This is a genomic window from Spirulina major PCC 6313 (assembly GCF_001890765.1).
GTDB lineage: Bacteria > Cyanobacteriota > Cyanobacteriia > Cyanobacteriales > Spirulinaceae > Spirulina > Spirulina major.
Genome location: NZ_KV878783.1, coordinates 3343134 through 3368811, shown reverse-complemented (window position 1 = coordinate 3368811; position 25678 = coordinate 3343134). Strand labels below are relative to the sequence as shown.

The window sequence follows — 25678 nt, the reverse complement described above, 5'->3', positions numbered from 1 at the left end:
GCTTTCAAAATCGAGGTGAGTTCTAAACTAACAGTTCATTCTCAATAATTACGCAAGACTAGGGGTTACAGCCTTGTTTATTGAGAATAACAAAATAGCTCAAAATAGCTGAAACCCATACTGAGCAGTGCTTACAGCCAAATCCTCATGACCTGAATGCTTACACTAGAACGTCGTTGGTAGGCTTTTTTTAAACAGGTGTTTTGTTCATCGGTATGGTAGTGGGAATATTTGATCACTTGCTCCCAGTAAACCCGTGCTTGGGATGGATTCTTTTCAGATTCTAAAATTTGAGCGTAGAGGCAGAGGGCATGGGGATTAGTCAGAGATAACCGTAGGGATTTTTGTGTCCAAAATTTCGCTTCTTGAGGACGATTATCTTCCCACAACGCCCAAGCACGAGTGCTGAAACATTCAGCTTTCACCTGAATTTGAGGGTTATCTAAACACCGCTCGGTCATCACAATGACCTCTTCAACACGGTGGGCTTGAGTGCGCAGTGAGAGTTGAGCACTCTTAACAATGGCAGCACCCGATCCCCGGTTCGCAGCATTGCGATAGGCATTGAAGGCACAGTCTAAATTCTCTTGCTTTTGTTCGCAGAGACGACCTAGGTTGTAGTAGGCTTCTGATCCGAGGGGAGCCAGGGCGATCGCTCCCTGATAAAACCAGCGCGAGGTGACGAGGTGATCCTCCTGGGCCGCCGCCTTCCCCCATTGGTTCAACTGCTGGGCTAGCATCCCACCCCAAAAACCATAGACCGCCAACGCACTGACCAACGCTATACCCCAGCCATACCGTCGCTGCCGCCAAGGGAGGGGCCGCGTCTGAGCCGTCTTGATCTCCTGACCGCGTAATTCTGCCCATGTAGGCGGGATCACCGCCGGATGTTGGCAAATAATCGGCAAGCCTGACACGCCCGGTAATTTATCCTCTAGGCTGCGTAACTGTTCACGGGCATAGCGCACCGCCAAATGAAAGGGATATCCCTCCGCAAATGTCCGCAAAAAGCTCTTCAGAAACGTATGGGCGACACAGTCGGGCACGGCTTCCCGCATCACCACAAAGGGCGGCAAGGGAATCTGGGCAGCGGCCAGATCGCGGGCCAGGCCTAGTCCATCACAGGAGTTAAAAATCGCCAGTTGTAACCCTTGCTGAACCGCATGGTTGAGGGCTTCTTGCAGTTCGGTAATCGTGATTTTATTGTGATGCGCGGTGGGATTAATAAACAGCGTGCCATGGGTCGCATCGTGATGACTGGAACTATGGCCAGAAAAGAGCAAAATATCCCAACGCTTGGCCCACAGGGCCTGAATCACTTCCGCTCGGCTCGGTTCATCTAAGGTTGTTAATTGGATGCCTGGTAATTGTTTCAGGACGCGAACATCGTGCATCACATTGATGCCCCGACTGTCACCGAGAATCACGAGCACACGTACTTTCTGCCGTCGTGGGGGGGGTGAAAATAAGACCGGGGCGGAGTAGTTGGGGGGGCTGAGGGCAATCTCGCCGTAGGGGTAGTCCGTTTTGAGTAACTCCCAGGCTTGCCACGGCAAACGCCACAACAATTCCTGATCGCTTTCAATCACAATCCGAAAGGTTTCCGTGGGGCTGATGTGGGTGCGCAGGTGGCGTTCAATGGGGCGAAAGGCTGTGTGGTTGAGCCAGGTGTTGAGGGCTTGGATCAGTTTGGTGTTGAGGTTTTCAAAGTCGGTGGTGGAAATATGGGTAATTCCCGTGGCTTCGATGCTGATGCCAGGGGTGGAGAGTTGCCGGACGGGATAGCTGGCCAGGGCATCGTAGAGGACGCGCCAGCTTCGATACAGTTGAACGATGTGGGGAGCGGGGGGCAGGGAAGCGATGCTTTGGGTGAGGAGGGGCCCCGATAGTCCTAGACGAGCTGTGATGGATGGGAAGCCCGTTTCTAGACTTCCCAAGCCAAAATTGAGCACCACCACTCGTGTCATTTCCTTACCTCAACTGTAAATGCTTCAAATCGTGAATGCTTCTACAATGGTAGACTCTCCCAATGTTACCCGGAGTTGAAAGTCTGTGCCGTTCTGGACGCGGAACGGGTGAAGCTGAATGCCTTGATCGTGACTGCGGGTTTTGGTTTGTGAGAGTGGAACGTCGCTGCTTTCGTGTAATGACAGAGAGATGTTTGGGGGTAAGGTGCGATCGCCCCCCACCGGATGCAGTTGAGCGACCACCTGAATCTGCTGCTGGGCTTCTGGGGTGATTGCCACGACGAGGGTAACCCAGGGGGAGTCCTCTGATGGCCCGAGGCGGAGGTGCTTGGCCTTGGCAATCTTGTCGGGGGCGAGGGGATGGGCGGCGGTTTCTCCGGGGGGACTCAAGGCACTCCGGAGCGCCCACGACGGTTCAAACTCAGGGGGGCGGCGGGTCAGGAGGCGATCGCGCCACCGCTGCCACCAGGGGTATTGTTGCTGCATGGCCACCGCCATGGATAGGGTGGCTTGGGCCTGAACCTGGAAATCACGCTGCAAGAGGGCGATCGCATCTTGCCAAACCGGGTCAGCCTCTCCCCGCAGCCAAGCCGAGAGTGAGACCGGACTCAACCGATCCAGCAGGATCAAGAAGGTTTCCAGCGACTGCAAACGACTCAAGGGCAAGCGCTCTTGCTTCACCGTGGCGCAAAACCCCAATAACGTCGCCTGACGTTGAGCATAGTCAATCCCCACCACAATATACCCAAGCCGGTTCAACACCCCAGACTCATCCCGATCACTCCACACTTCCGGCGGCACCAGACAGTGTGAGGGGCGAGCCGCTGCATCGACAGACCATCGCACCGGCCGACATTCCACCACACCTTGGCCGACGATCTTCAGATCGGCGACATCCGCCATCAGCCGCATGATTGGGTTCCAACTATCGCTTTGGGTCAGATCCGTGGCAATATCCAGCATCTGCAAATAGTCATGAACCGCCAAGACGGCTAAGGTGTTGAGTTGGGTTTGGGCCGCCTTCAAGCTGTTGGCCTGTTGCGAGGTGAATAATTGGGCGATCGCCCAATGACGAGAGGGAATTGGAAAAATTAGACTGGAAAAATTTCCCATGACAGTGACACTATGACAATGAATAACAGATTAGTCGTTCTACTCTAGATATCCCTCAGATTGAGCAAATTTTCGCAACTGAGGAAAACAATGGCGCTGATAGAAGCTAGCCAGCGTTGAAATGGAACAGTCAAATTCAGCCGCTAGATCCTTCCAAGCGGTTTCGGGGGGCAGGCGGCGCAACAACAGACATTGACAGGTAATGTGGGGATATTGCTTGAGAACAATGCTCTTTAAAATTCCCTCTGGATCTGTTTCGATCCAGTGACGAGTATTTTCTAAAATGGGTGGAATATCGTCCTCCGCCACAATCAAGGCCGTTGGATCAGGGGTATTGACCGTGGGGTGATAGCGACTGTTGCTTTCATCGCGATCGCGCTCACGAAAATCCTGTAAGCGCCGCTTGAGATAGGCATTAAGCCAGGTGGTGACACTGCTAATCCTGGCATCGTACTGCTTGCCCGTCTCCGATTCGCACAGGTTACGACTAAGATAGATCCAGGTTAATTGCAGCGCATCTTCATAGTAGGGTTCATTCCCACGCCACAGTAGATTAGACTCAATGATGGCCTCAATCAACCGCGACAGGATCACACGACGTTCTCGACTGCCTTTCGGATGATGGCACGCCTGACAGCATAAGTCATGGAGAAGACGGCGGGGCTGGGTCGTCATAATTCCTCTACAGCAAGCGCTTGTAACAACAATTCATCGTTTATGTATGATCACTCGTACCGTTTTCACCCCACAGCCCGCAAACATTGCCGTAGGGAAGGAAATTGATGGGATTGTAGAGCCAAAACCGTTGCCTTTACCGTCTTGAAAAACTTCACAATAGACCTAAAAACCTGTCTCCGTCCCATCTGTGACTGGCAGCGTTGGCCCACGATAGGAAGCCATGGGGTCAGAGTCGATCGCAACAAGCCATAGTTTTATTATGACTGAAAATGAGGAAAGACTTGCTCTCAACAATACCTGTTAGGTAAAGCAACGCCCCTTGATCAATTCTGCCTCTTGGCGTTTACTCTCCGAACTGCCTCCCATGCTAAGTCATGGCAGGCGTGATCATTAAGCGTATTGGCTGACGATTAGGCGTAATACTAGCGCAGATTGTCTAATTTTCGTAGATCGGAATTTACCCAAGCAATAGATCTCAAGCCCCGCTCCTTCGGTAAGCTCAGCCCTAATGCCATGACACAGCTAAAATGAGAAGGCTTTACAGCTTGCTTGTGCACTTATTACCCTCGCCCCAAACCCCTCTCCCACGGGACTACGATACATAACGTGCAAACGTTGACCTAGCTTATCTTTAGAGCTCCCTGATCAGGGCAGCGATCGAGATGCTCGCACGACAGAGGATGAGTGTGCTGAACCCCAATCCGCCAAGAACTGAAGTTCTTGGCTCATAGCGAAAGTGGGCCGATGCCCAGGCCGATGCCCACTGTGGACCCGTGTGAACGGGTTTTCGCTCTGAGGCGGGGATTGCAATCCCCGATGGGGCGGAATCGCTGCTGTCGTCGGTCTAACGGGAGTCCTCTGGCAACACTTAAGATAGAGTGTTGCGGGCCAAACTTCTGACCCGCTCTTTTCCGCTTAGACTATTCCTTCTATCTGTACCAGGACAATTGCTGATGTATTGTTATCGCTCCTCCGCCTTCAATGCCCAAGTTCACGAAAAAGCTGGCCTCGCCGAACATGTGGATCGCCTCTGTCGTGAATTGGAAACCATGCCCCTTGAGCAGGTACTATCGCGGTTTGAGCGTGTTTATCCCTACCTAAAACGCAAGGAAAGCAACCTACGACTCATTGCCCGCATACGACGAATTGGCAATGAACCAATATTGTGCTGGTTGCGTGTGTTCAGGCGGGGCGATCGCGACTATGAGGAATTTTTGCGCGATCGCCAAGACTGGGCCAACAATATTTTAGACACCCAGATCCCCGATAGTCTCCTGTGGGACTGGTTAAATGAACAAAAAAACAACAGCGCAAACCAGCCCCAACCCACGTCCCCCCCCTTAAGCGAATCCCTCCGCCGCTGGCTCGATCGCCCCAGTCTCCGCATGGACTTTAACGGAGTCGTCATCTACGAAAGCGAAGCCTGGCTGGCCCGCTTTGCTGAACCCCACTGCCGTAGCGAATGGCGCACCTTTAACCGGATCATCACCGAACTCGCGGATGCTGACGGCGATCGCGGCGAACTCACCCCCTGGGACGGCATCCGGCTCTATTGCGAACCCGCACACACCATCCTCTACAGCCGCATCACCACCGCCGATCACCCCACCCGTCAGGTGCTCTTTTTAATTGCCCCCTTTCGCGATCGCCCCGACCCCGACACCCTCCAAACCATCCTCGAACCCCTCTGGAAAATTAGCCACCATCACCCCAATGGCGAACAAAACCGCTACCTCTTCAGTTCCCAAACCCCCACCACCCTCGACGAACTCACCACCATCGCCCGCCGCGCCTACCCCGACTACCTCCTCGCCGACGAAACCAACTGGCTCGAAATCGAAACCGACGAACGCGCCAACCTTGCCCTCTCCGCCGAAGAAGAAGCGATTTTACACAACGTTTCGACTCAAAAACCCTCCCTGCCCCTCTTTCTCAACGGGCAAGCCGGCAGCGGCAAATCCACGATGCTGTTTCACCTCTTTGCCGACTATTGCCACCGCCATCTTCGCTACTGCACCGAAGCCGGCCGCCCCTGCCTCAGCTTTCCCCGCCCCCTCTTCCTCGCCTACAACGATCGCCTCCTCAAAGTCGCGAAAGAACGGGTGATTCCCCTCCTCGCATCGCACCATCGCTTTTTAGAACGGCGGGGCCAATCCGAAGCCCTGCCGGATATTAGTCCGTTTTTTCAATCCTTTCGTACCTTTTTGCGCAATCGTTTACCCCTCGTGGAACGGAATCGGTTCAATGATGCGAATTATGTTTCATTTCACTATTTTCGCCAGCAGTATCTGAAAACCCGGCGGCGGGTCTATTCGCCAGAAGTCTGTTGGCAGGTGATTCGGACATTTATTAAGGGGTATCACTTGGATGAACGGGATACCTATTTAGAAGTCGATGATTATCGGGAAATTCCCCGCAAAGAGCGCACGGTATCGGTCGAGGATTTTGATGCAATCTATGAAACGGTGTGGAAATGGTACGATCGCACCCTCAAAGACGAAGGCAAATGGGATGATCAAGACCTGATTCGGCGCGTGTTGCAATTGAAATGTTACCGGGGTGAATTTACGGCAATTTTCTGCGATGAAGCCCAGGATTTTACCCATTTAGAATTGCAATTGATCATGCGCTTATCGGTGTTTTCGCAATATGATCTAGAGCATCAACATGTGGAAAGTTTGCCCTTTGCCTTTGCGGGTGATCCGTTGCAAACCTTGAATCCGACGGGGTTCCGCTGGTCAAGTTTAAAGGCGGCCTTTTATAACGAGGTGATCACCACCCTGTCACCAACGGGGATGCTGGATCTAGAGATGAATTTTGAAGAATTGGAGTCCAATTATCGATCTGCTGCGCCGATTGTGCGGGTGAATAATCTGATTCAACTGTGGCGCAGTGTGTTGTTTGATCTGCCAGAAATTCAACCCCAGCAGGCCCGCAAGGGAGGGGATCAATTGCCCCAAAAATGGATCGTCGGTCGAGAAGTGACGGATGAAACGGTGCAACATCAGTTCCAGGATACGATCGTGATTGTGCCTTGTGACCAAGGGGGAGAGGCGGATTTTGTGCGGCGTGATCCGGTGTTGCGGGTGTTACAGACGGGCCGGAAACGGGGAGCGCCGTGGAATGTGTTGAGCGCGATCGCGGCTAAGGGGTTGGAGTTTAAACAGGTGGTGATCTACAAGTTTGGCGAGGCTTGCCCCACGGGGGCGTGGAATCCCCACAGCGAGCATTCGGAAGAGGCGCGGTATTTTTTCAATAAGCTCTATGTGGCGGCGAGTCGGGCGACGGAACGGCTGGTGATTGTGGATAGTCCGGAGGGCGATCGCCAATTGTGGCGGCATGGTAGCGATGTGGCGGAGTTGGATCGTTTCCTCGCTGCCCATCCCAAGCACCGCCAACAGTGGGAAAGCCATATTCAACTGATCAGCACCGGGGACGGCACGGCAACGATTAGCGCCGATGATCTACCGGCGATCGCCCAAACCCTTTTTGATGAAGGCCTCCACACTGAAAATGCTGATCTGATGTACCGCGCCCAGGAAGCCTATGAACGCCTAGGCGATAGGGTGCAGGCGGCTCGCTGTGAGGCGTGGAGCCATAAATTTGCTGAACAGTATGAAGCGGCGGGCAAACAGTTTGTGGCTCAGGGGGATGATGTGGAAGCCTGGAATTGTTTTTGGCAGGGGGAATGCTGGATGCAACTAAAAGCGTGGTATCACCATTGCGATTGGGGCGAGATTCGCGACCATGATTTCACGGTGCAACCGGCGGAGGTGCGCCCTTTGGTGCAGTTTATGGCGACGGTGGAGCCGACGGTGGCCACGGTGGATCAATTCACCGCATTTTTAGCGACGCTGATCGCCTCCCAACGCCTCGAAGACTATCGGTTTATGGGGCCGTGGAAAGCGGTGATCGATCGCTATCGGGAGGCGATCGCGTCCCATTGTGTCCAGGCCACCGCGACGATGCCCGCTGAGCAGTGGCAAGCCTGGGGGGAGGTGTTGCGCAATTTAGCAGGGGCGGAATATGAAGGGATGGATACGCTGGCGGGCCAGTGTTTTTATTACGCGGCTCGGTATGAAGATGCGATCGCCACCTGGAACCGCTGTGGCCAGCAGGACACCCCCGCCTATCACCTCGCCCAGGCCCACGTGCGAGGACTGCCGGCGGGCCTTGTGGAACTCGTGCAAGCGGGGCAACATGAAGAAGCCCTCAACGCCTGGGGGGCGGCTAATTGTCCCAATACCGAAAACTGGCTACCGGGAATTACCCTGGCGTTGATTGCTCAATCCCGTTGGCTCGAAGCCCTCGACTATGGGCAACAGCTTGAGGATGGGGAGTTGATCACCCAGGTGATCACCGCCGCCCAAGACCAAGGGGAAGGCGAAACGGTACTGCTAACCCTGGTCCAAAACGCCACCCAAGCCGAGCAGTGGGAAGAGGCGATCGCCCATCTAGAAGCCTACCCCGCTCTCCTCCATACCCCCAAAGCCCAAAGCCTCGGCATCACGGCCCATCTCGTCCAAGCTCTCGCCCATGCCAACCTCGAACCTAGCGACCTGCATCGGGATCTGCGCCGCCGCTATGAGCAATTTTTAAAAGATCATGTTCTCCTCGCGCCGGATTGGGGACAACCCCCGGCGGACAGTGACGCGATCGCCCTCTCGATGCCCGAAATTGGCATCGCCCTTGAACGGGTGGGTGCGATCGCCGAAAGCCTCAGCTTTTACGACCAATTCACCCAAGACCCCAACATTCTGCTGCGAGACTTTGCCCGCGATCGCTGGCTCGTCGCCAAGAAAAAACAAGACCAAAGCCTTACCCGCCAAGGCAACGTCCGCCGCGCCCTCAAAGCCCGCAACGACCTCCAGAAAAAAGCCACCCAATGGCAATGCGATGCCGAAGCTCTCGACCTCACCATCCCCCCACCCCTGAGCATCAGCGTCACCGCTGACACCACCCCCGAACACCTGATCAGCGGCCTCCCCCCCGATGTGGAGGTCAGTCCCCAACCCCCCGACGGCTTCAGCTTCCAACTGAAGCACCTCCACATCCAAGCCATCCCCCGCTTTGCCCAGGTGCAAATCCGCGACCAACTCAGCCAACAGACCCTCCGCATCGATGGCCACGCCCAACAGATCAGCCTCAACCAAGCGGTAATCAGCGGCGAATTACCCCTCCGGTTTCAGCATCCCAGTTGCGGCTATCAGGGCGTATTGCATCCCTCCCATTTAGAACTGACGATCGCACCCCACCCCGACCCGATCTACATCCATTGGCCCACGACCTTCTAGGGTTGCGCCTGACGATGGCCAAAGCCAGCGTGTACAATATTCAGCGTTGTAATGGTGCGATCGCAAATATCACAATGGAACCCAAAATCAACTGTGCCGTAGCCTGCGTTAATGGGTGCGTTTTGGGGGATCAATGCCCCCACCGCGCCTATGTCCAAGAGGCCACCAAATTCATGGCCGAAACCTCCCTTGACGACATGCTCAACATCGCCGAAGCCGCCCGGATCAAAAAACTCAGCGAACCCACCCAATGGGTCATCCCCGACGAGATTTAAAGGCTTGAGCGCGAGCGATCGCGTGGTGATACCGCGCTAGATAGCGTTGGGCTTGGTCTTGGGGTTGAAAGTGTTGTTCAGCAAATTCGCGGCAGGATTGTCGATACGATTGGAGATCTTGCCCCAGTAATGTTGTAATGCCCCGCCGAAAGTCCGCCACCTCTTCCGGTGGGGCGAGATAGCCTGTTTTGCCCGGCTGCACCAATTCCGGCACACCCCCCACCGCAAAGGACACAACCGGTGTACCACAGGCAAAACTTTCTTGAATCGCCAGGGGATAATTATCCGCACGGGTGGGCAGCAGATAGAGATCCGCTGCACTGTAGGCGATCGCTTTTAACCGCGCATTTTGGACATACCCCAGATGCACCATCGGCAGCTTTAATCCTGGGTTCAATCCCTCCCCACCCTGGCCAAATGTCAGCAACACCAGATTAGAACGGGTCGCTTCATCGAGTTGTTGCAAGGCAGCTAATAATAGATCGCCCCCCTTACGCCGATTACCCAAATTCTCCACCGCAAACAGCAACACCGATGCCGTTTTCGGAATCCCTAAAAGTTCACGACAATACTCCGCACTAAGGGGTTGATACTGCTCTAAATCCACACTATTAGGAATCACAGTCACCGGACAAGGAGCCAAAATACTCTGCCGCACTTGATCGGCTAACCACTGACTCGGCGTGATAATTTCTAGGGGCGATCGCTGATAGACCCACCGTTTTAACTGCCATTCCCATGCACTACTATCAAATTCAATTTCTGGATATTCCTGGGGGTAGGGACACGATCCACAGCCAATTTTCCAGCGATCGCAATCATAGCTATAGGCACAATGGCCCGTTAAACTCCACATATCATGGAGCGTCCAAACTGTTGGTTTTTGTTGTGTCAGCCTCGGTAATGCCAAATAATTAAAATATCCCGTATGTAAATTATGTAAATTCAGCACATCGGCTCTTTGATAACAAGCCTGTTGATCGAGTGTAAAACTACTAATTAAATTGACATAATTTAAACTCACCCGCCGATTCAACCGCGATAATTGATTTTCAAGCCACGTCCACCGTTGCACCGGGGTGATGTGAGGATGCCCACTCTGCACAGCCCCCACCCAGAGGTGAGAATCCACCTGCGATCGCCGCAATGACTCGTGAAGTTGAAAGGCTGCGATCGCCGCCCCCCCCGAAATATCAGACTGATTCAAATGAACAACTCTCATCACTTAGCTACTCATGCTTTTGGTAACAAACATAGAGAGTGTGTCCCACAATCAAGTGACGTAAACTTGAAAAAGTCTGTAATAAAGGTTTCAAGAGCCGATGCAAAATCTGAGTCGTTAACCTTTTTGAGAACCCTTTTCTCTGTAACCGTTTGAGTAAAACATCAATGTAAAAATCCACATGATATAGAGCAAGAGGTTCTTTATTAACATGTTTCATTTGAATCGGAAAAATCTTAGTCAAATAAAATAAAGACTCTGTATTCCAGTGAGTTAAATGGTGCGGAGGCATGTTTAAAAGATCATCTTGAGCATCACGCATAAATGAATCACAGTTAGGAACTGAAATGAGAAGTAATCCACCAGGGCGCAATAAATTCATAGTAAGACTCAAAAACTCTTGAGGTTGGCCTAGATGTTCAAGTACTTGAAATGCACAAATCGCATCAAAATATTCTACTTTTTCTTGAGCTATTTCCTTGATATCTTGCTGTACCACTGGTAATTGCTTTTTCTGTGCAATTTTTACTGCCTTTGGATTGAGATCAACCCCTTGAATATCAGCATTATGGTATTTTTGAAGTTGTTCAATGAAGGCACCTTCTCCACATCCGACTTCTAAAATAGATTGACAGTTAGTTAAATCTTTAATGGCAATACCATATTCCCACTTTTTAGGAACATAATACCAATGAAATTTTTGAAGTTGTTCGTAAAACTCACCTGATCCTGTTAAGTTCAATGGCTCAAAAAATCTGATCTTGCTATCTTGACATTCATAGAGTATTAATTCATCTTGAGATTTTATTTCTTGTGTAATATTTATTGCATACTTTTTTTGCCAGGCTTCAATTAACTCATTGACTTCAAAAGAAGCAATTTTCTTGACATGACCATAGTTATTGAGCGGACTTTTTATCATTTTTTATGCCAAGTACTTGAATTTAGTGTTTTCTTGAAAGTCATGTTAGATGACTCAATTTTGTGCTTGAGTATTTTTTTGGATTCTCATTTTATCTACTATTTTATTATTTTGATGTGACCATAAAAATAAAAACATATACATAGCAGAAAAATCAAGATTGTGATTATGAGTGCATCGGTTTTTGAGCTTCCATAAATAGAGATGTAGGATCAAATATGATGTCATTTTTGACATCTAATTCATATTCACTCCATTCAGGAATGCTACTGCTATGAGGAGTTTGAATTTCAATACACTTAAATCCACATTTATCTAATAGTCGTGAAAGAGAGAATCGATCATACATCCACATGTGAACTTCTCCTCCTAATCGGAATGAGCCAACTTTGTAAGCTTCTGAATAAAATTCACTTTTTGTTTTTGGAATTAAATATTTTCTAAATACATCTAATGAATTTTTTTTTATTTTTTTTACAACTCTTTTCCAGTAAGATGTTTGTATTTCATTAATTTCAGTTGCTACATAATAATCTCTAATACTTTTACCCAGATACCCAATGCGATTTACAATATAGTCCTCATTAATAAGCTCAGGTTGTCGTAAAAACTCAACCATCTGACCTCCACTATAATTTCTGACAGTCTGATCATATAGTTCTAGTAAAATCCAATCATAGTTTGCTTCTGAATATTTATTAGAATTACTCAGATTTTCATTAAGGCACTTTATATACTCATTAACAATATTTTCCAAATCAGGAACCACTACTCTAATTATTCCTCCTGGTTTAAGGACACGAAAACATTCACTCATGAAAAAGGATGCTTTTTCCTTGGGGAAATGCTCTAACACTTGAGAATGATAAACGACATCAAAAGAATTAAGTAGCTCAGGCAAGAAAGAGTGAACTATGTAACAGAATATTGAGGTTGTCGCAGATTGACATATTCAGTGGAGTGAGCGTTTTGTTGTGCCCGAGCATCAAGTCCAAAAATGACCTCACAAGCCAACTCCTTCTCTGACTCAAACATCTGACCAACCAACTCATCTCGCTTGAGATGCTGCCACTCCAACTCAATAGGATTCATCTCTGAACAGTAGGGGGGCAGGAAGAAAAGATAAAGCCCCTGAGCTTGCCAAGTAGCAATCTGGGCTTGAACAAGCTTGCTGGTATGAATGGAGCCGTTGTCCAGCACAATGACCCTTATCCGTCCGGTTTTCGAGAGGATGTCAGCGGCACTCTGGGCTTGCTGGTTCATCAAGGCGATGAAGTCATCGCTCTTAAAGCTGCCTAAAACCAGAGAGTAGATGAAGGTGACCAATGGCTGCCACAAACCGATGATGCTGAGCCTCTTGCCTCGCTTGCGAGTCTGCTCCTGTCGTTTTTGCTCACCTCGGAAGTAATAGCTGTAACTGGCGGCACTCCATAAACAACTGCCGGATTCGTCGCCGTAGAGCAAGTCAATCTCCCCTGCTGCCGCAGAGAGTTCGAGCATCTCTAAGTCTGCTTGCTTAATCGCCCGCGTTGCTGGGTCTTGGCGCTCTCGGTGACTCTGACGTGTCCGCTTCCATATCACCCCCTTTTTTTGAGCACCTGACGCAGATGGTCTGGGCTCAAGCTAATGCCTCTGTATCGTTTGAGTTTCTTGGCTAACTGTACGCTGTTATAGGTTCGCTTTTCTTCACGCAAACAGGTTTCTAGGTACACCATGTCGGCTTCTGTCCAGGTGCTCTTTTTTCCTCTTCCTGGTGCATCCCAGAGTCCGCCTAAGCCCTTTTCCTGCCAACGTTTGAACGTTTTCCTCACTGTCCCTACATTCCAGTGCAAGTGTTGGGCTATCTTTTCGACGTACCATCCTTGATGGCTGAGTCTCAGAGCTTCTGCACGGTCTTTGACTCTCTGTATTACTGTGGTTGCTTTCCTTAGCTCCCACAGGGTTCTTTCTTCCTCTGGGCTTAGAAATACTCTCATCCTTGCTCCCATAAGTACACCTGTTCTTTATACTCACTCTTTACATCTCTCAATCTACCTCTCTTTTTCTACCCTGGCCTACTTAGTAGAAAAGGGTATTCCGTTGAGTAAGTTACATGCTTTGATATGGGGGCTGTTAGAGTACATATCAATATTAGTCCATGCCGTATGAAATTTATCTCCACATCCTACATTGAGATAGTTTACTTTTTTCATGATCTAGATTTTTCAAATATATTTTTTGAGTCAATAAGATTCTTGATGATACTCGAAATATTGAATTTTTATGATCTTTGATTTTTTTGAATTTAATTGATCAATAAGTTACACAATCACGGAGGTTTCGTGAATATTCCATTGACAGTTTGCAAAGACACATCCTTGGTCTGATTGATCACTATAAATCGAGAACTCTGAGCCAATATCGAAGATCATAAAACTACAGATTTCCTCAACACAATCAATTTCACGAATGTTTGGAACATGGACTGCTGCTAAGAATGAGTACCGTCCGGGCCTTAAAAACATTCCAGGTATTTTCATGCTGGCTTGTAGTTCAGTGGACTGTTTCTGGGAATTTTCTAAGTTGTATTGAGTTGTAAAAACATTGCGCCCTTGATAATCTTTTAGTAATACACCGATTGTTGCATTCTCTACAGGATGCAAGACATAAACATTGATTTTTAAAATAATACCTTCATCATGACTAAACTGAACTTTAGACTGTCCAGACTGACTTGCAGTTTCTGCGGATATAATTTGAATATCTTGGTTATTCTTTTTTGCCTTAAAGAATCGATTGTTTTGTTCTTGATGGATATGATTTAGGTAGTTTTGAATAATAATACTAGGTATGTTTTCTTCTACTAAGACACCATTATCTAGAAAAAAGGCATGATTGCAAAGTTGATTGATCATTCCCATTTGGTGACTAACAAAAATAACAGTGCGTCCCTCTCGCTGGACATTTTTCATTTTTCCTAGGCATTTTTCTTGAAATTTTGCATCGCCGACGGCGAGGACTTCGTCGATGATCAGGATTTCGGTTTCGAGGTGGGCGGCGACGGCGAAGGCGAGGCGGACGTACATGCCGGAGGAGTAGCGTTTGACGGGGGTGTCGAGGAAGCGTTCGACTTCGGCGAAGGCGACGATTTCGTCAAATTTCTTGAGGATTTCTTGGCGTTCCATGCCGAGGATGGAGCCGTTGAGAAAGATGTTTTCGCGGCCGGTGAGTTCGGGGTGAAAGCCGGTGCCGACTTCGAGGAGGCTGGCGACGCGACCCCGGAGGTGAATTTTGCCGGTGGTGGGTTCGGTGATGCGGCTGAGGAGTTTGAGGAGGGTGGATTTGCCGGCTCCGTTGCGGCCGATGATGCCGACGCGATCGCCTTGCTGAATCGTGAAGGAAATGTTATTCAGGGCCCAAAATTCTTCTTGGGTGGGGGCGGCTGGATGGTGCGATCGCCCTCGTTTCAAGTTTCGCAGGCTGTCGGTGAGGGCATGACGGAGGGTTTGATGTTGACGTTGGTGACGAATGGTGTATTTTTTGCCAAGGTTGTCAACGCGGATCGCCCAATCGGTCATAGGACTACTGAGGTTGAAAGGGTATTTAAGTCTATACCATACACTACGGGCTTCAGGGTGGGGCGGCGTGTTGTGGTGCGGAGGGATGTTAGCGCGAATGGAGCGGGGCGGGGGTGGGGTGAGGTGAGGTTCCACTATACTCTGTGTGCTAAAAATCGAATGAAGGTGAGCCGTTGGTGGCGCAGTGTAAATAGTTATTGAATTTTTAAGATTTTAGTGTCCTGATACGCAAAAAATGTGATGTTTAGACTGAAGGAAGGCGTAAGTCTGTAAGAATAGATATTTTCTAAATCTCAATGATTTTATAAATAATTCACTCTTGTGTAGTCGAAAGGAATAGCTATGATTATGAAAGTTCTTGCCTCACGTTCCTTTTCGAGCTTCAACTTGAATATTGGAACCCGTTTGGGGTTGAGTTACGGTTTGATTACCTGTGTTTTGGTGGGGCTAAGTGGATATACGGTTCAGAGTATGAATCGGTTGTCACTATTGACGAATCAATTGTACGATCATCCGTTTACGGTGAGCACAACGGTTCTGAAGTTGGAGTCTACTATTGTTAAGATGCACCGTTCGATGAAGGATGTGGCGCTGGCGAATTCCGAGGCGGAGATTGATGCGGCGGCGGATCAGGTGGATCGATTGGAGGCGGAGGTTTTGGATGAGTTTACGATCCTTTTCGATCGCTTCTTGGGCGATGCCAGTGAGATTGAGGCTCTCCAGCGCAATTTTTTGGGATGGAAACCCATTCGCGATCGCGTCATTCAACTCCGGAAGGCGGGTCAGATAGCAGAAGCGGCAGCGATTACGAAGGGGGAAGGGGCGGTCTATGTGAATGAACTCCTGCGTGATACTCAGGCGTTTACTGATTTTGCAAACAATAAAGCGCAAGAGTTTGTGGAAGATGCAGAACGGCAGCGGCTGCAAAGTTTGCGCTGGACTGTGGGGCTGGTGTTGATGGTGGTGGTGGCTGCTGCTTTGGCGGTGGTGACGACTCGTTCAATTACACGATCGCTCCGGGAGGCGATCGCCCTCAATGATCGGTTAGCGTCGGGTGATCTCAATGTCAGTATTGGCACGAATCGCCAAGACGAGATTGGTCAATTGTTGACATCGATGGATCGGATGGTGCGTCAATTGCAGGGCATTGTGTCGCGGGTGAAGTTGTCATCGGAGGCAGTATTTGCACGGAGTCAAGGGATGAGTGCCAGTGCGACCCAAATGTCATCGGGAGCAGCGGAACAGGCGGCGGCGACCCAGCAAGCATCAAAGTCCATTGAACATATGATTGAAACGATCCAAGCGAATACGAACCACGCGGAGGAGACGCAGGCGATCGCCAGTCAAGCGGCGACGGATGCGGAGACGACGCGCCACGCCATCTTAGCGGTGATTGAGGTGATGCACACGATTATCCAAAAGATTTCGGTGGTGGAGGAGATTGCGGTGCAGACGAATATGTTGGCGTTGAATGCCAGTATTGAGGCGGCGCGATCGCAGGATGGCACGAATGGCTTTAAGGTGGTGGCGCTAGAGATTCGCAAGTTGGCAGAACGAACGCGCAATGCGGCGGCGGATATTAATCAACTGGCGGGATCGAGTGTGAGCAGTGTCAGCCAAGCGGAAACCATGCTCAATCAGTTGATGCCGAGTATTCAAAACACGGCTACTTTTGTGCAAAAAATTAGCAATGGAAGTCGTGAACAGTTACAAGGATCGACGCAGATTAATCAGGCCATCGGTCAATTGGATTTAGTGACCCAACAAAATTCAGAGGTGGCGAGTATGTTGTTTCGCACGGCTCAGGATTTGGCGGAGCAGGCGACCGAATTACAGGCGGCGATCGCATTTTTCCAAATCCAATCGGCCCGATGAAGAGGGTGCGATCGTCTACCCGCTGACATCACAACACCTAAGCCGCGACACCAGAGCCAGCGCGATCGCTCAAACCATTGCCTGCGGCTCTATTCCTCCTCTGCGACAGCGGGGTCAGGCGTTGCAGTCGCTTCCGGTTCAGGTGTAGCGGGTTCTGGGGTTGCAGCGGGTGCGGGCGGGGTGTCCTCTTGCGTTTGTGCGGCTTGGAGTCGTTCTTCTGCGTCCGCCATCACCGCGTCAAATTTTTCGAGCAATTCCCCCGGATAGCGTTCGAGCACCTTGGTGGCGAAGGACAGCCGATTTTTCTGCTCATCCACATCGAGCACCACGACTTTGATCGCCTGACCGATGCTGAGGACGGTGCTGGGGGCTTGGATGGTGTTACGGCTAATTTGCTTGACATGGAGTAGGCCGGTTAACCCTCCCACGTCCACAAATGCGCCGTAGGGTTGCAAATTAACCACGGTTCCCTCTAGGAGTGCGCCGATTTCGATGGTCTTCATGGCGCTGGTGCGGGCGGCGTTGCGTTGGGAGAGGACAAGTTTACGGCGTTCTTGGGAGACTTCGAGACAGGTGACCACGAGGGTTTGGCCAGTGAGGACATCGGCTTTGCCGTCGCTGAGCAGTTGTTTTTCGGGTTCGAGGAGGTGCGATCGCGGAATAAACGCCCGCAACCCATACACCTGGCCCATCAGCCCACCGCGATTACTCCCCGTCACCTGCATTTCTAGGGTTTTCCCCTCATCCTGAAGTGCTTCTAAATCCTGCCAGAGTTGCTGAATTGCCAATTGTCGCCGCGACAGAATCACCTGGCCATCGGCATCCTGGTCACGAATGATCAAAAATTCCAAGGCTTCGTCTTGGGGTAGAGCCGCTTCGAGATTGGAAACCCGCGTCACCGCGATTTCATCAATGGGAATAAACCCCGCCGCTTTGCCGCCAATATCCACAAACGCGCCGTCGGAGGTGTATTCAAATACTTTCCCAGTGACAACACTCCCCCGTTCAAAATTAAAGGTGTAGCTCTCTTTTTCGAGGGCTTGGGCGAAGTCATCCATGGAAAAGGACGGTTGAGATGAGGGAGAGGTCATGACAGTAGCGATAACTGAGATTTAAATAACTCTAATACGTTTTGCCAGGCGGCGTTGGCTGCTTCTTTATTGTAGTCGTCTCGTTGATCACAAACAAAGCCGTGGCCTGCGCCATCGTAGCGGAATACTTTATGGTCGATCTGGTGGGTTTGGAGGGCGGCGGCGATTTGGTCGATGTGCTCATGGGGAATGAGGGGATCATCGTTGCCAAAGAAAGCGTAGATCGTGCCGCTGATGTCGGGGGTGTGGCTCAGGGTGGGGTCGCCGCCGCCGGGGGTGAAGGTGGGAATGCCCGCGCCGTAAAATGAGGCGGTGGCTTTTACGTTGGGCAATGTGGCGACGAGATAGGCTACATGACCACCGAAGCAAAATCCGATCGCACCCACTCCGGTGGGGCTGACGGTGGGCAATTGGTAGAGGTAGCGGATCGCGCTCTGGATGTCGCTGCGGAGTTCGTCGGCGCGGGTTTGGTCTTTGTAGTGGCGACCTTGGGTGACTTCGTCGGGGCTGTAGCCGGTTTCGTAGCCGGGGGCGGTGCGTTGGTAGAGGGCGGGGGCGATCGCCACATACCCCTCGGCCGCCAACCGCTCGGCAAGGCTGCGAATATGGGCGTTGACCCCGAAAATTTCTTGAATGACAATAATGCCCGGATAGGGGCCGCCCGTGGTGGGTTGAGCGACATAGGCATCAATGGCAAGAGTACCGTTCATCACCTGGACAGCCTCGGTTTTGACAGCAAGGGCAGACATGGGGCGTGGATTCTCCGAAAATTTCTCTGTACAGCCTACACTAGAACATAGAGAAACCTGGCGTTCTACTGGTTATTTTTCCACAGTCCTATGGCTAATACGGTGCAGTTTCACATTCAGACGGATAGCGATATTCCGGCTTCGCGGCAATTGTTCGACCAAATCCAATTTGCGATCGCATCCCGTCAATATCCCCCCGGACATCGACTCCCCAGTACCCGCCAACTCGCCCAAATCACCGGCCTGCACCGCAACACCGTCAGCAAAGTCTATCGCCAACTCGAAGACACCGGCCTCGTGGAATCCCAAGCCGGGTCGGGAATTTACGTCAAACCCCAAGGCCACGAAGGCGGCACGAGTTTGCGATCGCCCATCCTCGAAAAATACCCCGATGCCTACAAACTGATCCAACAAAGCCTCGACAACCTCCTCACCCAAGGCTGCACCCTCTCCCAAGCCCGCGAACTCTTCCTCTCCGAAATTGACTGGCGGCTCCGCTGTAGTGCCCGCGTCCTCGTCACCGTCCCCGCCCGCGACCTCGGAGCCGGAGAACTGATGGTACAAGAACTCGAAGCCTCCCTGCAAATGCCCGTCCAACTCGTCCCCCTCGAAGAACTCCCCACCGTCCTCACTCAAACCCATTCCGGCACCGTCGTCACCAGTCGCTACTTCATCAAAGAAGCCGAAGACATCGCCGCCCCCCGCTCCGTCCGCGTCATCCCCGTCGATATCTGCGACTACACCAAAGAACTCACCCTGATGAAGACCCTGCCCAAAAATACCACCCTAGGCCTCGTCAGCCTCAGCACCGGCATCCTCAACATCGCCGAAACCCTCGCCCACAGCCTGCGCGGTGACGACATCCTCGTCATTTCCGCCCAAGTGGAAGACACCTACAAACTCAACGCCCTGATCCGCAGTTCCCAAACCATCCTGTCCGACAAAGCCAGCTACGAAATCGTCAAACAAGCCATCCTCAAACTCCGCGACGAACTGATCCGCCACCCCGAACTCGTCCGCAGTGAAAACTATATCGGCGAAAAATCGATCAACCTCCTCAAACGTGAATTGGGCATCGGGTAGCGATCGCCCTGACATTGATGATGCGACAATCAAGATGCGATCGTAATTAGGCGATCGTTATGGTTTTGATAGCGGTGAGACACACTCAACTAATTAATCGGTAATGGAGTTTGAATGGGACAAGGTAAAGGCACAAAGTAACCAACTCAAACATGGTGTCTCATTTTTAGAAGCCACTGAGGTGTTTGCTGATCCGTATTCTGCTGGTGTTCATGATCCGGATCATGCTCAGGATGAGGATCGATATCTACTGTTGGGCCTATCCTTGAAGGGAAGTTATATCGTTGTCTCGTTGACTGAACGGGCAGATTCCATTCGTATTATCTCAGCACGACCGATGACCCGAAGAGAACGCAAAGCCGATGAATAATGAAAAAGATACCCTCAGACCTGAATATTCTGAAGACTTAATTCGCTCCGGTCAGCGGGGAAAATACATCCATCGCTATCAAGCCGGGACAAATATTGTCATGATTGAACCTGATCGACATCGCATTTTTCCAAATGCTGAAGCGGTGAATCATGCCCTACGGGAGTATGCCAAAGAAAACCAGCTTTCATAGGCAACGCAGAGACATGGTTTTAATGTGCTATGGCAAAAAACTAGTTTGCAAACATCATAGGAGGGTTTTTGAAGTATGCTTTCAAAGCACATGATTAGAACTTTAACCAAAATCATTTCTGGTGAGACAGATCTGAGTGCAGGACAAACGTTGAAAGGTACGGCGGCATCTTGATTTTGATGGGGTGGGAGCATCCTGCTCCCTATTTTGTCTGAGTCCCTGCGGGCAAGATGCCCGCACGACAGACTATGAATTTTGATGGAGCGTGTTGAGTTTTGCGATTGTTCCACCCAACCTAGGAAATCATCAGGGTTTTAGCCCAAGCCTAATTTTTTGTCCTGTACTCAGGAGCAGGCTATGTAAGTCATATTTTAGAATCTATCAAAGATGATAGTAAGACAGTGAATACCGTAATCTTAGCCTTGATCGAAGAATCAAAAAATTGGGGCGATCCTTATCCACAGCAAGATTTGGTGAATTATCTCGATAAGCAATTAGAAGGTGATGGATTAAGAATAGAAAAAAATAACGATGAAAATTGAAGCAGTTATTTGGCAGGAAGGTGTGGTGTGGTTCTGTGTCGGTACTGCCTGGCTGCCATGCTTGGGGTGGAACCCATCAATAGTTTATGGTAATGCTCACTGAATCTGTCGAGGGTTGGCTTGAAGTCACGAATGAAACCGCTGATCAGAATACGCATAAAAAGTGGCTGAGCTTGGGCCAAGTTGCCGTGGGGAGAGTATGTCAAGAAATTTGAAGATTCGGTCTAAATGCTGAAGGGGGAAGCCGGGACGTTGGGGAACAGCGTTAGAGTTAAAGACGATGTAATTTTTGGACAACAATTTTCACGATGTCTACCCTAATTGTTAATCAAACGACAATCTTTAAGGCGAAGCCGGTGCAGTCAACGGAGTTGAGTGATCGGGAAAAAGTTACGGTGGAGAAAGGAGAGTACGGGATTAGCAGTGCTGATAAATCAGGGGCGCATTACAAAATCACGTTGGATAAGGCGATCGCTGACCAAAACGACTGGTATGTCTTTGAAGGCCATGTGGTCATTTCCCAGTCCGGAACGCTGGTGATTAACCAAGACACCATCTTCAAACAAAAACCGATTAGCTCTACTCAACTCGGTGATGAGGACAAACTTGCGGTGTCCCAGCGAGAATTAGCGGTGAAAACCTTTACGGATCTGGGGTCACATCTGAAGGTGGAACTGGAAAATCCCTTGGGCGATCGCACCGAGTGGTATGTGTTTGAAGGCCATGTGGACACCCTCCACATCGAAGCCTACGCGCCCCCCCAAGATCCCCCCGCCCCCCCACAACCCAGCGGTAAACTGATTCGGATCGCCGGGAAAGGCCAACTCACCACAGATACACCGATCATCCCTGGGGGGAATTTCTCCTGGGGTGAAGCTACCAAAAACGGGACACGCCTCCCGGAAAATGAACGCATCACTAACAACATTGTCAACATGGCTGCCCGGATGCAAGAGGTGCGCGATCGCCTCGGTGGTCGCTCAATCACGATCACCAGTTGGTATCGTCCGCCTGCGGTCAATCGTGCCATCGGTGGGGCCAGCCGTTCCACCCACATCCAAGGCCATGGGGTTGATTTTGTCGCCGCCGGGTTATCGCCCCAGGAGGTGCAACGCCAACTTGACCCCTTCTGGCGCGGCGGTTTGGGCTACGGTCGCACCTTCACCCACCTGGATAATCGCGGCTATCGCGCCCGGTGGAATTACGGCAGCTAATGGGCGATTGCTCAGGCATCGGGATGGACGGGCATCGAGGCGCGATCGCCCCTCCACCCGCCGTTAGACCGTTTCCGAGGTTGAAGCGGAGGACGCAACGAGCAAGTCTTCGAGCAGGTCAAAGCGAAACTCATCGAGCCAATGCTGAATCTGGTCACGGAGCGCGATCGCCTCGTCTGGGATCGCCTCACAATGGTCTAAAATTTGGGTCGAGTTCGCTGCGATCGTTGCCGCTAAGAGGTCAGACTGCCATGCCGCCGGCATAACCTGGAGCAACGCCACAAGATCCACTTCCTCCGCCTCCTCTATGCCAATTTGCGGCATCTCCATCAGTCCCGTTTCCCCATAAATATAGACAACCCCCAAATACTGCGCCATCTTCTCAAACAGCACCGCCTCCTGAAACGGCTTGCGCACAAAGTCATCGCAGCCCGCCGCCAACACCTGCGATCGCTGCTCCTCAAACGCACTCGCCGTCAGCGCGATCACCACCGTCTTGCGTCCCAGCTCCGTCCCCTTAATCCGTCGCGTCGCCTCATAGCCATCGAGCACCGGCATCCGCATATCCATCCAAATCAGATGCGGTTGCCACTCCTCCCACACCGCAATCCCCTCCTCCCCATTCGCCGCCGTCCGCACCTCAAACCCCACCTTCGTCAACAACTGATCCACCAAATGGCTATTTTCCCAGCGATCGTCCACCACCAAAATGCGATAGATCGGCTGATCCGGAGCCAACCCCACCACCGGCAACGATGAAGCCTGCACCCGCACATCCTCCACTTGACCCGGCGGCAACGTCAGCGAAAAGTAAAACGTTGAACCCTGACCCAAGGTACTTTTAACGCCAATTTCTCCCCCCATCAACATCACAAACTTCTGACTAATCGCCAAACCCAGCCCCGTCCCGCTGTTGGATTGAACCCCCGCCCCCGTTTGCTCAAACGCTTGAAACAAAAGCGAAATTTCAGATTCTGAAATTCCCTGTCCCGTATCCGTAATCGTAAATTGTAGCGATGCAGGCGTTTGGTCAGGAGTCTCATTGCGCACCCGCAGCACCACACTCCCCCGATTCGTAAACTTAATCGCATTACCCAACAAATTAATCAACACTTGACGGAGTTTACTCACATCACCTGAGAGCAGCACTGGAACATCTTCATCAAGACAACAGCGCAACACAACTCCCTTCGCCTGCGCTTTAGCACTGAGCAATTCCGTCAAACTTTGGAACAGATTTTGAAGATCAAAGCTTTCCGGTTGCAGCTTAATCCGACCTGCTTCAATTTTGGATAAATCTAGAATGTCATTGATTAAATTGAGAAGATGTTCACCACTGCGATTAATAATGTGAATATAATTTTGGTGCTCTAGACTCAAACTTTTATCCCGTGCCATCACTTGCGTAAACCCAAGAATGGCATTCAACGGTGTCCGCAGTTCATGGCTCATGTTCGCCAAGAATTGACTTTTTGCCGTATTTGCTGCCTGGGCTGCCTCCATTGCCTGCTGTAAAAATAATTCCGTCCGTTTGCGATCATTAATATCACGAATAATCATCACCGCATCATTGCTACCACTATGGGCAATGCGGACCTCTTCGTATTGCGATCGCCCATTAATTTTAATTTCCTGCTCGTAGCATTGCAGCGTATCGGTCAGGATTGCCTGCTGAATAAAATACAAATGCCGTTTTGCCACATCGTCCGGCAAAAATTCATATAAAAAATGGCCAATTCGCTGTTTACCCGTCGTCGCTAGATCGATAATATTTTTATCTTGCATCGCATAATAGTTTAAATATCTTCCCTCATAATCCACATGTAAAATTAGATCAGGAAGGACAGACAAAATCGCTTTATTTTTCGCCTCACTTTGCTTCCAGTCCGTAATATCTTCAGTCATGCAGAATGTATATTCAAGCTGACCATTTTTACGAATAGAACATAAAGTCATCCGGGCCCAAACAACACTTTTGTCCTTGCGAATATAGCGTTTTTCCATGGTAAAGTTATCCCGCTCTCCCGCAAAGATTTCAGCCACTTGGGAGGTGTCAGCACCCAAATCATCGGGATAGGTATATTCAGAAAAATGTAATGTTTTTAATTCATCACCGTCATAGCCCAACAGTTTTTGCAATGCGGGATTACTATCAATAATATAACCCTCTAGATTGGTTAACCCAATTCCAATCCCTGCATTTTCATAAATTGCCTTAAAGAGGTTACTTTGATCTTCAATATAAGATTCTAAATCTTCCTGACGACTATTGAGCTTTGTCAATGTTTCCCGAATCTTCAGGTGCATTTTGAGAAATGCAGCTCTGAGAATTTCGAGTTCTCGAATCCAACTCGGTTCAATGCTGAGGGCATCCTGTCCATCAGACTGCTCAATTTTCTGACTAGCACTCACTAAATTGAGCAATGGGGCTGCAATGATTCGCGTGGTAAACGTGCCCAGAATTATTGTAATAATGAGCGCACCAATACAGAGAATGATGGTGTGGGTTGTGATTGCATCGAGATGATGTCCTAATCGAGTTTCTGGTAAAATCACCACTAAAGCCCACTTTAAATCGAGGTTATCAAGGGGAGTGGTATAGATATAATATTTTTGGTTTTCAATGCGAATGAAGTCTGATGTGTTGCGTCGGAATAAGCGACGGCGACTTGTGTTTTTTAGCTGATGAGAAACCTGCCTGATCAAGGATGATTGACTGAGTCCAGCCTGCAATCGATGATTTTTTTGATAGAGTGCTTCTTGGGTTGAGGTGGCAATCAGATAGTTATCTTGATCAATGACAAAAAAATGAGTGTCTTCATCGGCAAATAGTTCATTAAAAATATCATCAACTTGATTTAATGATATTTCAATATTGAGAACTCCTACTAAATCATTCTGGTCGTTATACACAGGCCGAGAAAGGCTGGTTTTTAATTGTCTTTTGTCCAGATAAACGGAGTTCCACTTCTGACGATAACCTTGAATGGTTTGGTTGTACCAAGGGGTTTTGCGGGGATCATAGACATTGGCGGCGATGAAGTCGGCGCGATCGCCGCTAGGGGTGAGGCGGTAGATATGTTGATTGGGCGCGGTCTCGGCATTGCGCACCCGGAGGAGTCGGGTTCTGCCTTGAATCTGTTCGACCCCGATAAAATCTCCGGCTGGTGTTGTAAAAGATAACCCGGTGACGAGGGTTTGGCTTTGGAGTTGTCGCGTAAAAAAGCGCTCTAGGCTCGCCAGATTCTGCACATCGAGTTGTCCACTTTTATGGCTAGCGGAATAGGCTTTTTGTAAGGTGAGGGGCACGACGAGGTTTTGATTGATTTCGCTTTTGGTGCGATCGCCGATAGTCGTGGCTAATTGCCGTGCGAGTTGATTGACCATGCGCCGACCATTCTGCAAGGAAACATAAGCCGTTAAACCAACAATTACAATGATTTGCAATAGGAGAGGAACAATCAAGAATAAACGGAGTGAAATAGGTGAAAAAGGCCGTTTCAACATTGATTTGCTGGGGTCGCAGGGGTTAG

The 25678-nt window shown here is 50.1% G+C and carries 17 protein-coding genes and 1 pseudogene; 7 read left to right on the top strand and 11 right to left on the bottom strand.

All coding sequences use genetic code 11. The annotated features are described in order from the left end of the window. Window positions 1-131 precede the first annotated feature (131 nt). From SPI6313_RS14805 to SPI6313_RS14795, 3 genes are read right to left on the bottom strand one after another with little or no spacing between them, the layout of a single operon-like run. Window positions 132-1967: a CHAT domain-containing tetratricopeptide repeat protein gene (locus tag SPI6313_RS14805; RefSeq protein WP_072621698.1), complete on the bottom strand. Its 1836-nt coding sequence runs from the start codon at window positions 1965-1967 to the stop codon at window positions 132-134. Window positions 1968-1991: 24 nt separating this feature from the next. Beyond that, entirely contained in the window at window positions 1992-3080 is a 1089-nt protein-coding gene (locus SPI6313_RS14800; RefSeq protein WP_072621697.1) for a DUF1822 family protein, read from the bottom strand. 39 nt (window positions 3081-3119) lie between these two features. Continuing rightward, a complete protein-coding gene (locus SPI6313_RS14795; protein WP_072621696.1) occupies window positions 3120-3755 on the bottom strand; it encodes a hypothetical protein in 636 nt (211 codons plus the stop codon). 956 nt (window positions 3756-4711) lie between these two features. On the opposite strand from SPI6313_RS14795, the gene SPI6313_RS14790 reads away from it, so the two are divergent. Both SPI6313_RS14790 and SPI6313_RS14785 read left to right on the top strand, forming a co-directional pair. Then, entirely contained in the window at window positions 4712-9052 is a 4341-nt protein-coding gene (locus SPI6313_RS14790; RefSeq protein ID WP_072621695.1) for a helicase domain-containing protein, read from the top strand. A 74-nt stretch (window positions 9053-9126) separates the two neighbouring features. Next, complete coding sequence (locus SPI6313_RS14785) at window positions 9127-9327, top strand: hypothetical protein (protein ID WP_072623158.1); 201 nt, start codon at window positions 9127-9129, stop codon at window positions 9325-9327. Here SPI6313_RS14785 and SPI6313_RS14780 read toward each other — a convergent pair. The 5 genes and pseudogenes from SPI6313_RS14780 to SPI6313_RS14755 all read right to left on the bottom strand — a co-directional run bounded on the left by SPI6313_RS14780 (window position 9308) and on the right by SPI6313_RS14755 (window position 15028). Continuing rightward, window positions 9308-10549, bottom strand: coding sequence for a glycosyltransferase family 4 protein (locus tag SPI6313_RS14780; protein ID WP_072621694.1), 1242 nt, complete (start codon window positions 10547-10549; stop codon window positions 9308-9310). The two genes, SPI6313_RS14785 and SPI6313_RS14780, sit on opposite strands and share 20 nt — an antisense overlap. A 7-nt stretch (window positions 10550-10556) precedes the next feature. After that, entirely contained in the window at window positions 10557-11471 is a 915-nt protein-coding gene (locus SPI6313_RS14775; protein WP_072621693.1) for a class I SAM-dependent methyltransferase, read from the bottom strand. Between the two features lie 166 nt (window positions 11472-11637). Beyond that, on the bottom strand, window positions 11638-12372 hold the full coding sequence (locus SPI6313_RS14770) for a class I SAM-dependent methyltransferase (RefSeq protein ID WP_072621692.1): 735 nt from the start codon (window positions 12370-12372) through the stop codon (window positions 11638-11640). An 11-nt stretch (window positions 12373-12383) separates the two neighbouring features. Further along, a pseudogene (locus SPI6313_RS22385) lies at window positions 12384-13459 on the bottom strand (IS630 family transposase). Between the two features lie 312 nt (window positions 13460-13771). Continuing rightward, the gene (locus SPI6313_RS14755) at window positions 13772-15028 is read right to left on the bottom strand and encodes an ABC transporter ATP-binding protein (protein ID WP_072621689.1); all 1257 of its coding nucleotides are present in this window, start codon (window positions 15026-15028) and stop codon (window positions 13772-13774) included. 342 nt (window positions 15029-15370) lie between these two features. On the opposite strand from SPI6313_RS14755, the gene SPI6313_RS14750 reads away from it, so the two are divergent. After that, window positions 15371-16903: a methyl-accepting chemotaxis protein gene (locus SPI6313_RS14750; protein WP_072621688.1), complete on the top strand. Its 1533-nt coding sequence runs from the start codon at window positions 15371-15373 to the stop codon at window positions 16901-16903. Between the two features lie 89 nt (window positions 16904-16992). Here the strand turns inward: SPI6313_RS14750 and SPI6313_RS14745 are convergent, their stop codons facing one another. Both SPI6313_RS14745 and SPI6313_RS14740 read right to left on the bottom strand, forming a co-directional pair. Further along, on the bottom strand, window positions 16993-17994 hold the full coding sequence (locus tag SPI6313_RS14745) for a S1 RNA-binding domain-containing protein (RefSeq protein ID WP_084669045.1): 1002 nt from the start codon (window positions 17992-17994) through the stop codon (window positions 16993-16995). Beyond that, the gene (locus tag SPI6313_RS14740) at window positions 17991-18743 is read right to left on the bottom strand and encodes a dienelactone hydrolase family protein (protein WP_072621686.1); all 753 of its coding nucleotides are present in this window, start codon (window positions 18741-18743) and stop codon (window positions 17991-17993) included. The genes SPI6313_RS14745 and SPI6313_RS14740 overlap by 4 nt, the downstream gene beginning before the upstream one ends. 90 nt (window positions 18744-18833) lie before the next feature. Here SPI6313_RS14740 and SPI6313_RS14735 point away from each other — a divergent pair, with 90 nt between their 5' ends. The 4 genes from SPI6313_RS14735 (at window position 18834) to SPI6313_RS14720 (ending at window position 22145) form a co-directional block, all read left to right on the top strand. Continuing rightward, the gene (locus SPI6313_RS14735) at window positions 18834-19826 is read left to right on the top strand and encodes a GntR family transcriptional regulator (protein ID WP_072621685.1); all 993 of its coding nucleotides are present in this window, start codon (window positions 18834-18836) and stop codon (window positions 19824-19826) included. 103 nt (window positions 19827-19929) lie between these two features. Beyond that, window positions 19930-20196 (top strand): BrnT family toxin, encoded by a 267-nt coding sequence (locus tag SPI6313_RS14730; RefSeq protein ID WP_072621684.1) that lies wholly within the window; start codon window positions 19930-19932, stop codon window positions 20194-20196. Next, window positions 20189-20389 carry a hypothetical protein gene (locus SPI6313_RS14725; RefSeq protein ID WP_072621683.1) on the top strand — a complete coding sequence of 67 codons (201 nt, stop codon included), beginning with the start codon at window positions 20189-20191 and terminating at the stop codon, window positions 20387-20389. Before SPI6313_RS14730 ends, SPI6313_RS14725 begins: the two co-directional genes overlap by 8 nt. Window positions 20390-21239: 850 nt before the next feature. Then, on the top strand, window positions 21240-22145 hold the full coding sequence (locus SPI6313_RS14720) for a D-Ala-D-Ala carboxypeptidase family metallohydrolase (protein WP_072621682.1): 906 nt from the start codon (window positions 21240-21242) through the stop codon (window positions 22143-22145). A 63-nt stretch (window positions 22146-22208) separates the two neighbouring features. Here the strand turns inward: SPI6313_RS14720 and SPI6313_RS14715 are convergent, their stop codons facing one another. After that, window positions 22209-25532, bottom strand: coding sequence for an ATP-binding protein (locus SPI6313_RS14715; RefSeq protein ID WP_175551150.1), 3324 nt, complete (start codon window positions 25530-25532; stop codon window positions 22209-22211). Between the last annotated feature and the right edge of the window lie 146 nt (window positions 25533-25678).

Excerpts from the sequence above, each read along its gene's own strand:
- SPI6313_RS14735 (WP_072621685.1), top strand. The coding sequence starts at position 18,834 with ATGGCTAATACGGTGCAGTTTCACATTCAGACGGATAGCGATATTCCG.
- SPI6313_RS14725 (WP_072621683.1), top strand. The coding sequence starts at position 20,189 with ATGAATAATGAAAAAGATACCCTCAGACCTGAATATTCTGAAGACTTA.
- SPI6313_RS14775 (WP_072621693.1), bottom strand. The coding sequence starts at position 11,471 with ATGATAAAAAGTCCGCTCAATAACTATGGTCATGTCAAGAAAATTGCT.
- SPI6313_RS14750 (WP_072621688.1), top strand. The coding sequence starts at position 15,371 with ATGATTATGAAAGTTCTTGCCTCACGTTCCTTTTCGAGCTTCAACTTG.
- SPI6313_RS14755 (WP_072621689.1), bottom strand. The coding sequence starts at position 15,028 with ATGACCGATTGGGCGATCCGCGTTGACAACCTTGGCAAAAAATACACC.
- SPI6313_RS14720 (WP_072621682.1), top strand. The coding sequence starts at position 21,240 with ATGTCTACCCTAATTGTTAATCAAACGACAATCTTTAAGGCGAAGCCG.
- SPI6313_RS14745 (WP_084669045.1), bottom strand. The coding sequence starts at position 17,994 with ATGACCTCTCCCTCATCTCAACCGTCCTTTTCCATGGATGACTTCGCC.
- SPI6313_RS14790 (WP_072621695.1), top strand. The coding sequence starts at position 4,712 with ATGTATTGTTATCGCTCCTCCGCCTTCAATGCCCAAGTTCACGAAAAA.
- SPI6313_RS14805 (WP_072621698.1), bottom strand. The coding sequence starts at position 1,967 with ATGACACGAGTGGTGGTGCTCAATTTTGGCTTGGGAAGTCTAGAAACG.
- SPI6313_RS14715 (WP_175551150.1), bottom strand. The coding sequence starts at position 25,532 with ATGGTCAATCAACTCGCACGGCAATTAGCCACGACTATCGGCGATCGC.
- SPI6313_RS14740 (WP_072621686.1), bottom strand. The coding sequence starts at position 18,743 with ATGTCTGCCCTTGCTGTCAAAACCGAGGCTGTCCAGGTGATGAACGGT.
- SPI6313_RS14800 (WP_072621697.1), bottom strand. The coding sequence starts at position 3,080 with ATGGGAAATTTTTCCAGTCTAATTTTTCCAATTCCCTCTCGTCATTGG.
- SPI6313_RS14785 (WP_072623158.1), top strand. The coding sequence starts at position 9,127 with ATGGAACCCAAAATCAACTGTGCCGTAGCCTGCGTTAATGGGTGCGTT.
- SPI6313_RS14795 (WP_072621696.1), bottom strand. The coding sequence starts at position 3,755 with ATGACGACCCAGCCCCGCCGTCTTCTCCATGACTTATGCTGTCAGGCG.
- SPI6313_RS14780 (WP_072621694.1), bottom strand. The coding sequence starts at position 10,549 with ATGAGAGTTGTTCATTTGAATCAGTCTGATATTTCGGGGGGGGCGGCG.
- SPI6313_RS14730 (WP_072621684.1), top strand. The coding sequence starts at position 19,930 with ATGGAGTTTGAATGGGACAAGGTAAAGGCACAAAGTAACCAACTCAAA.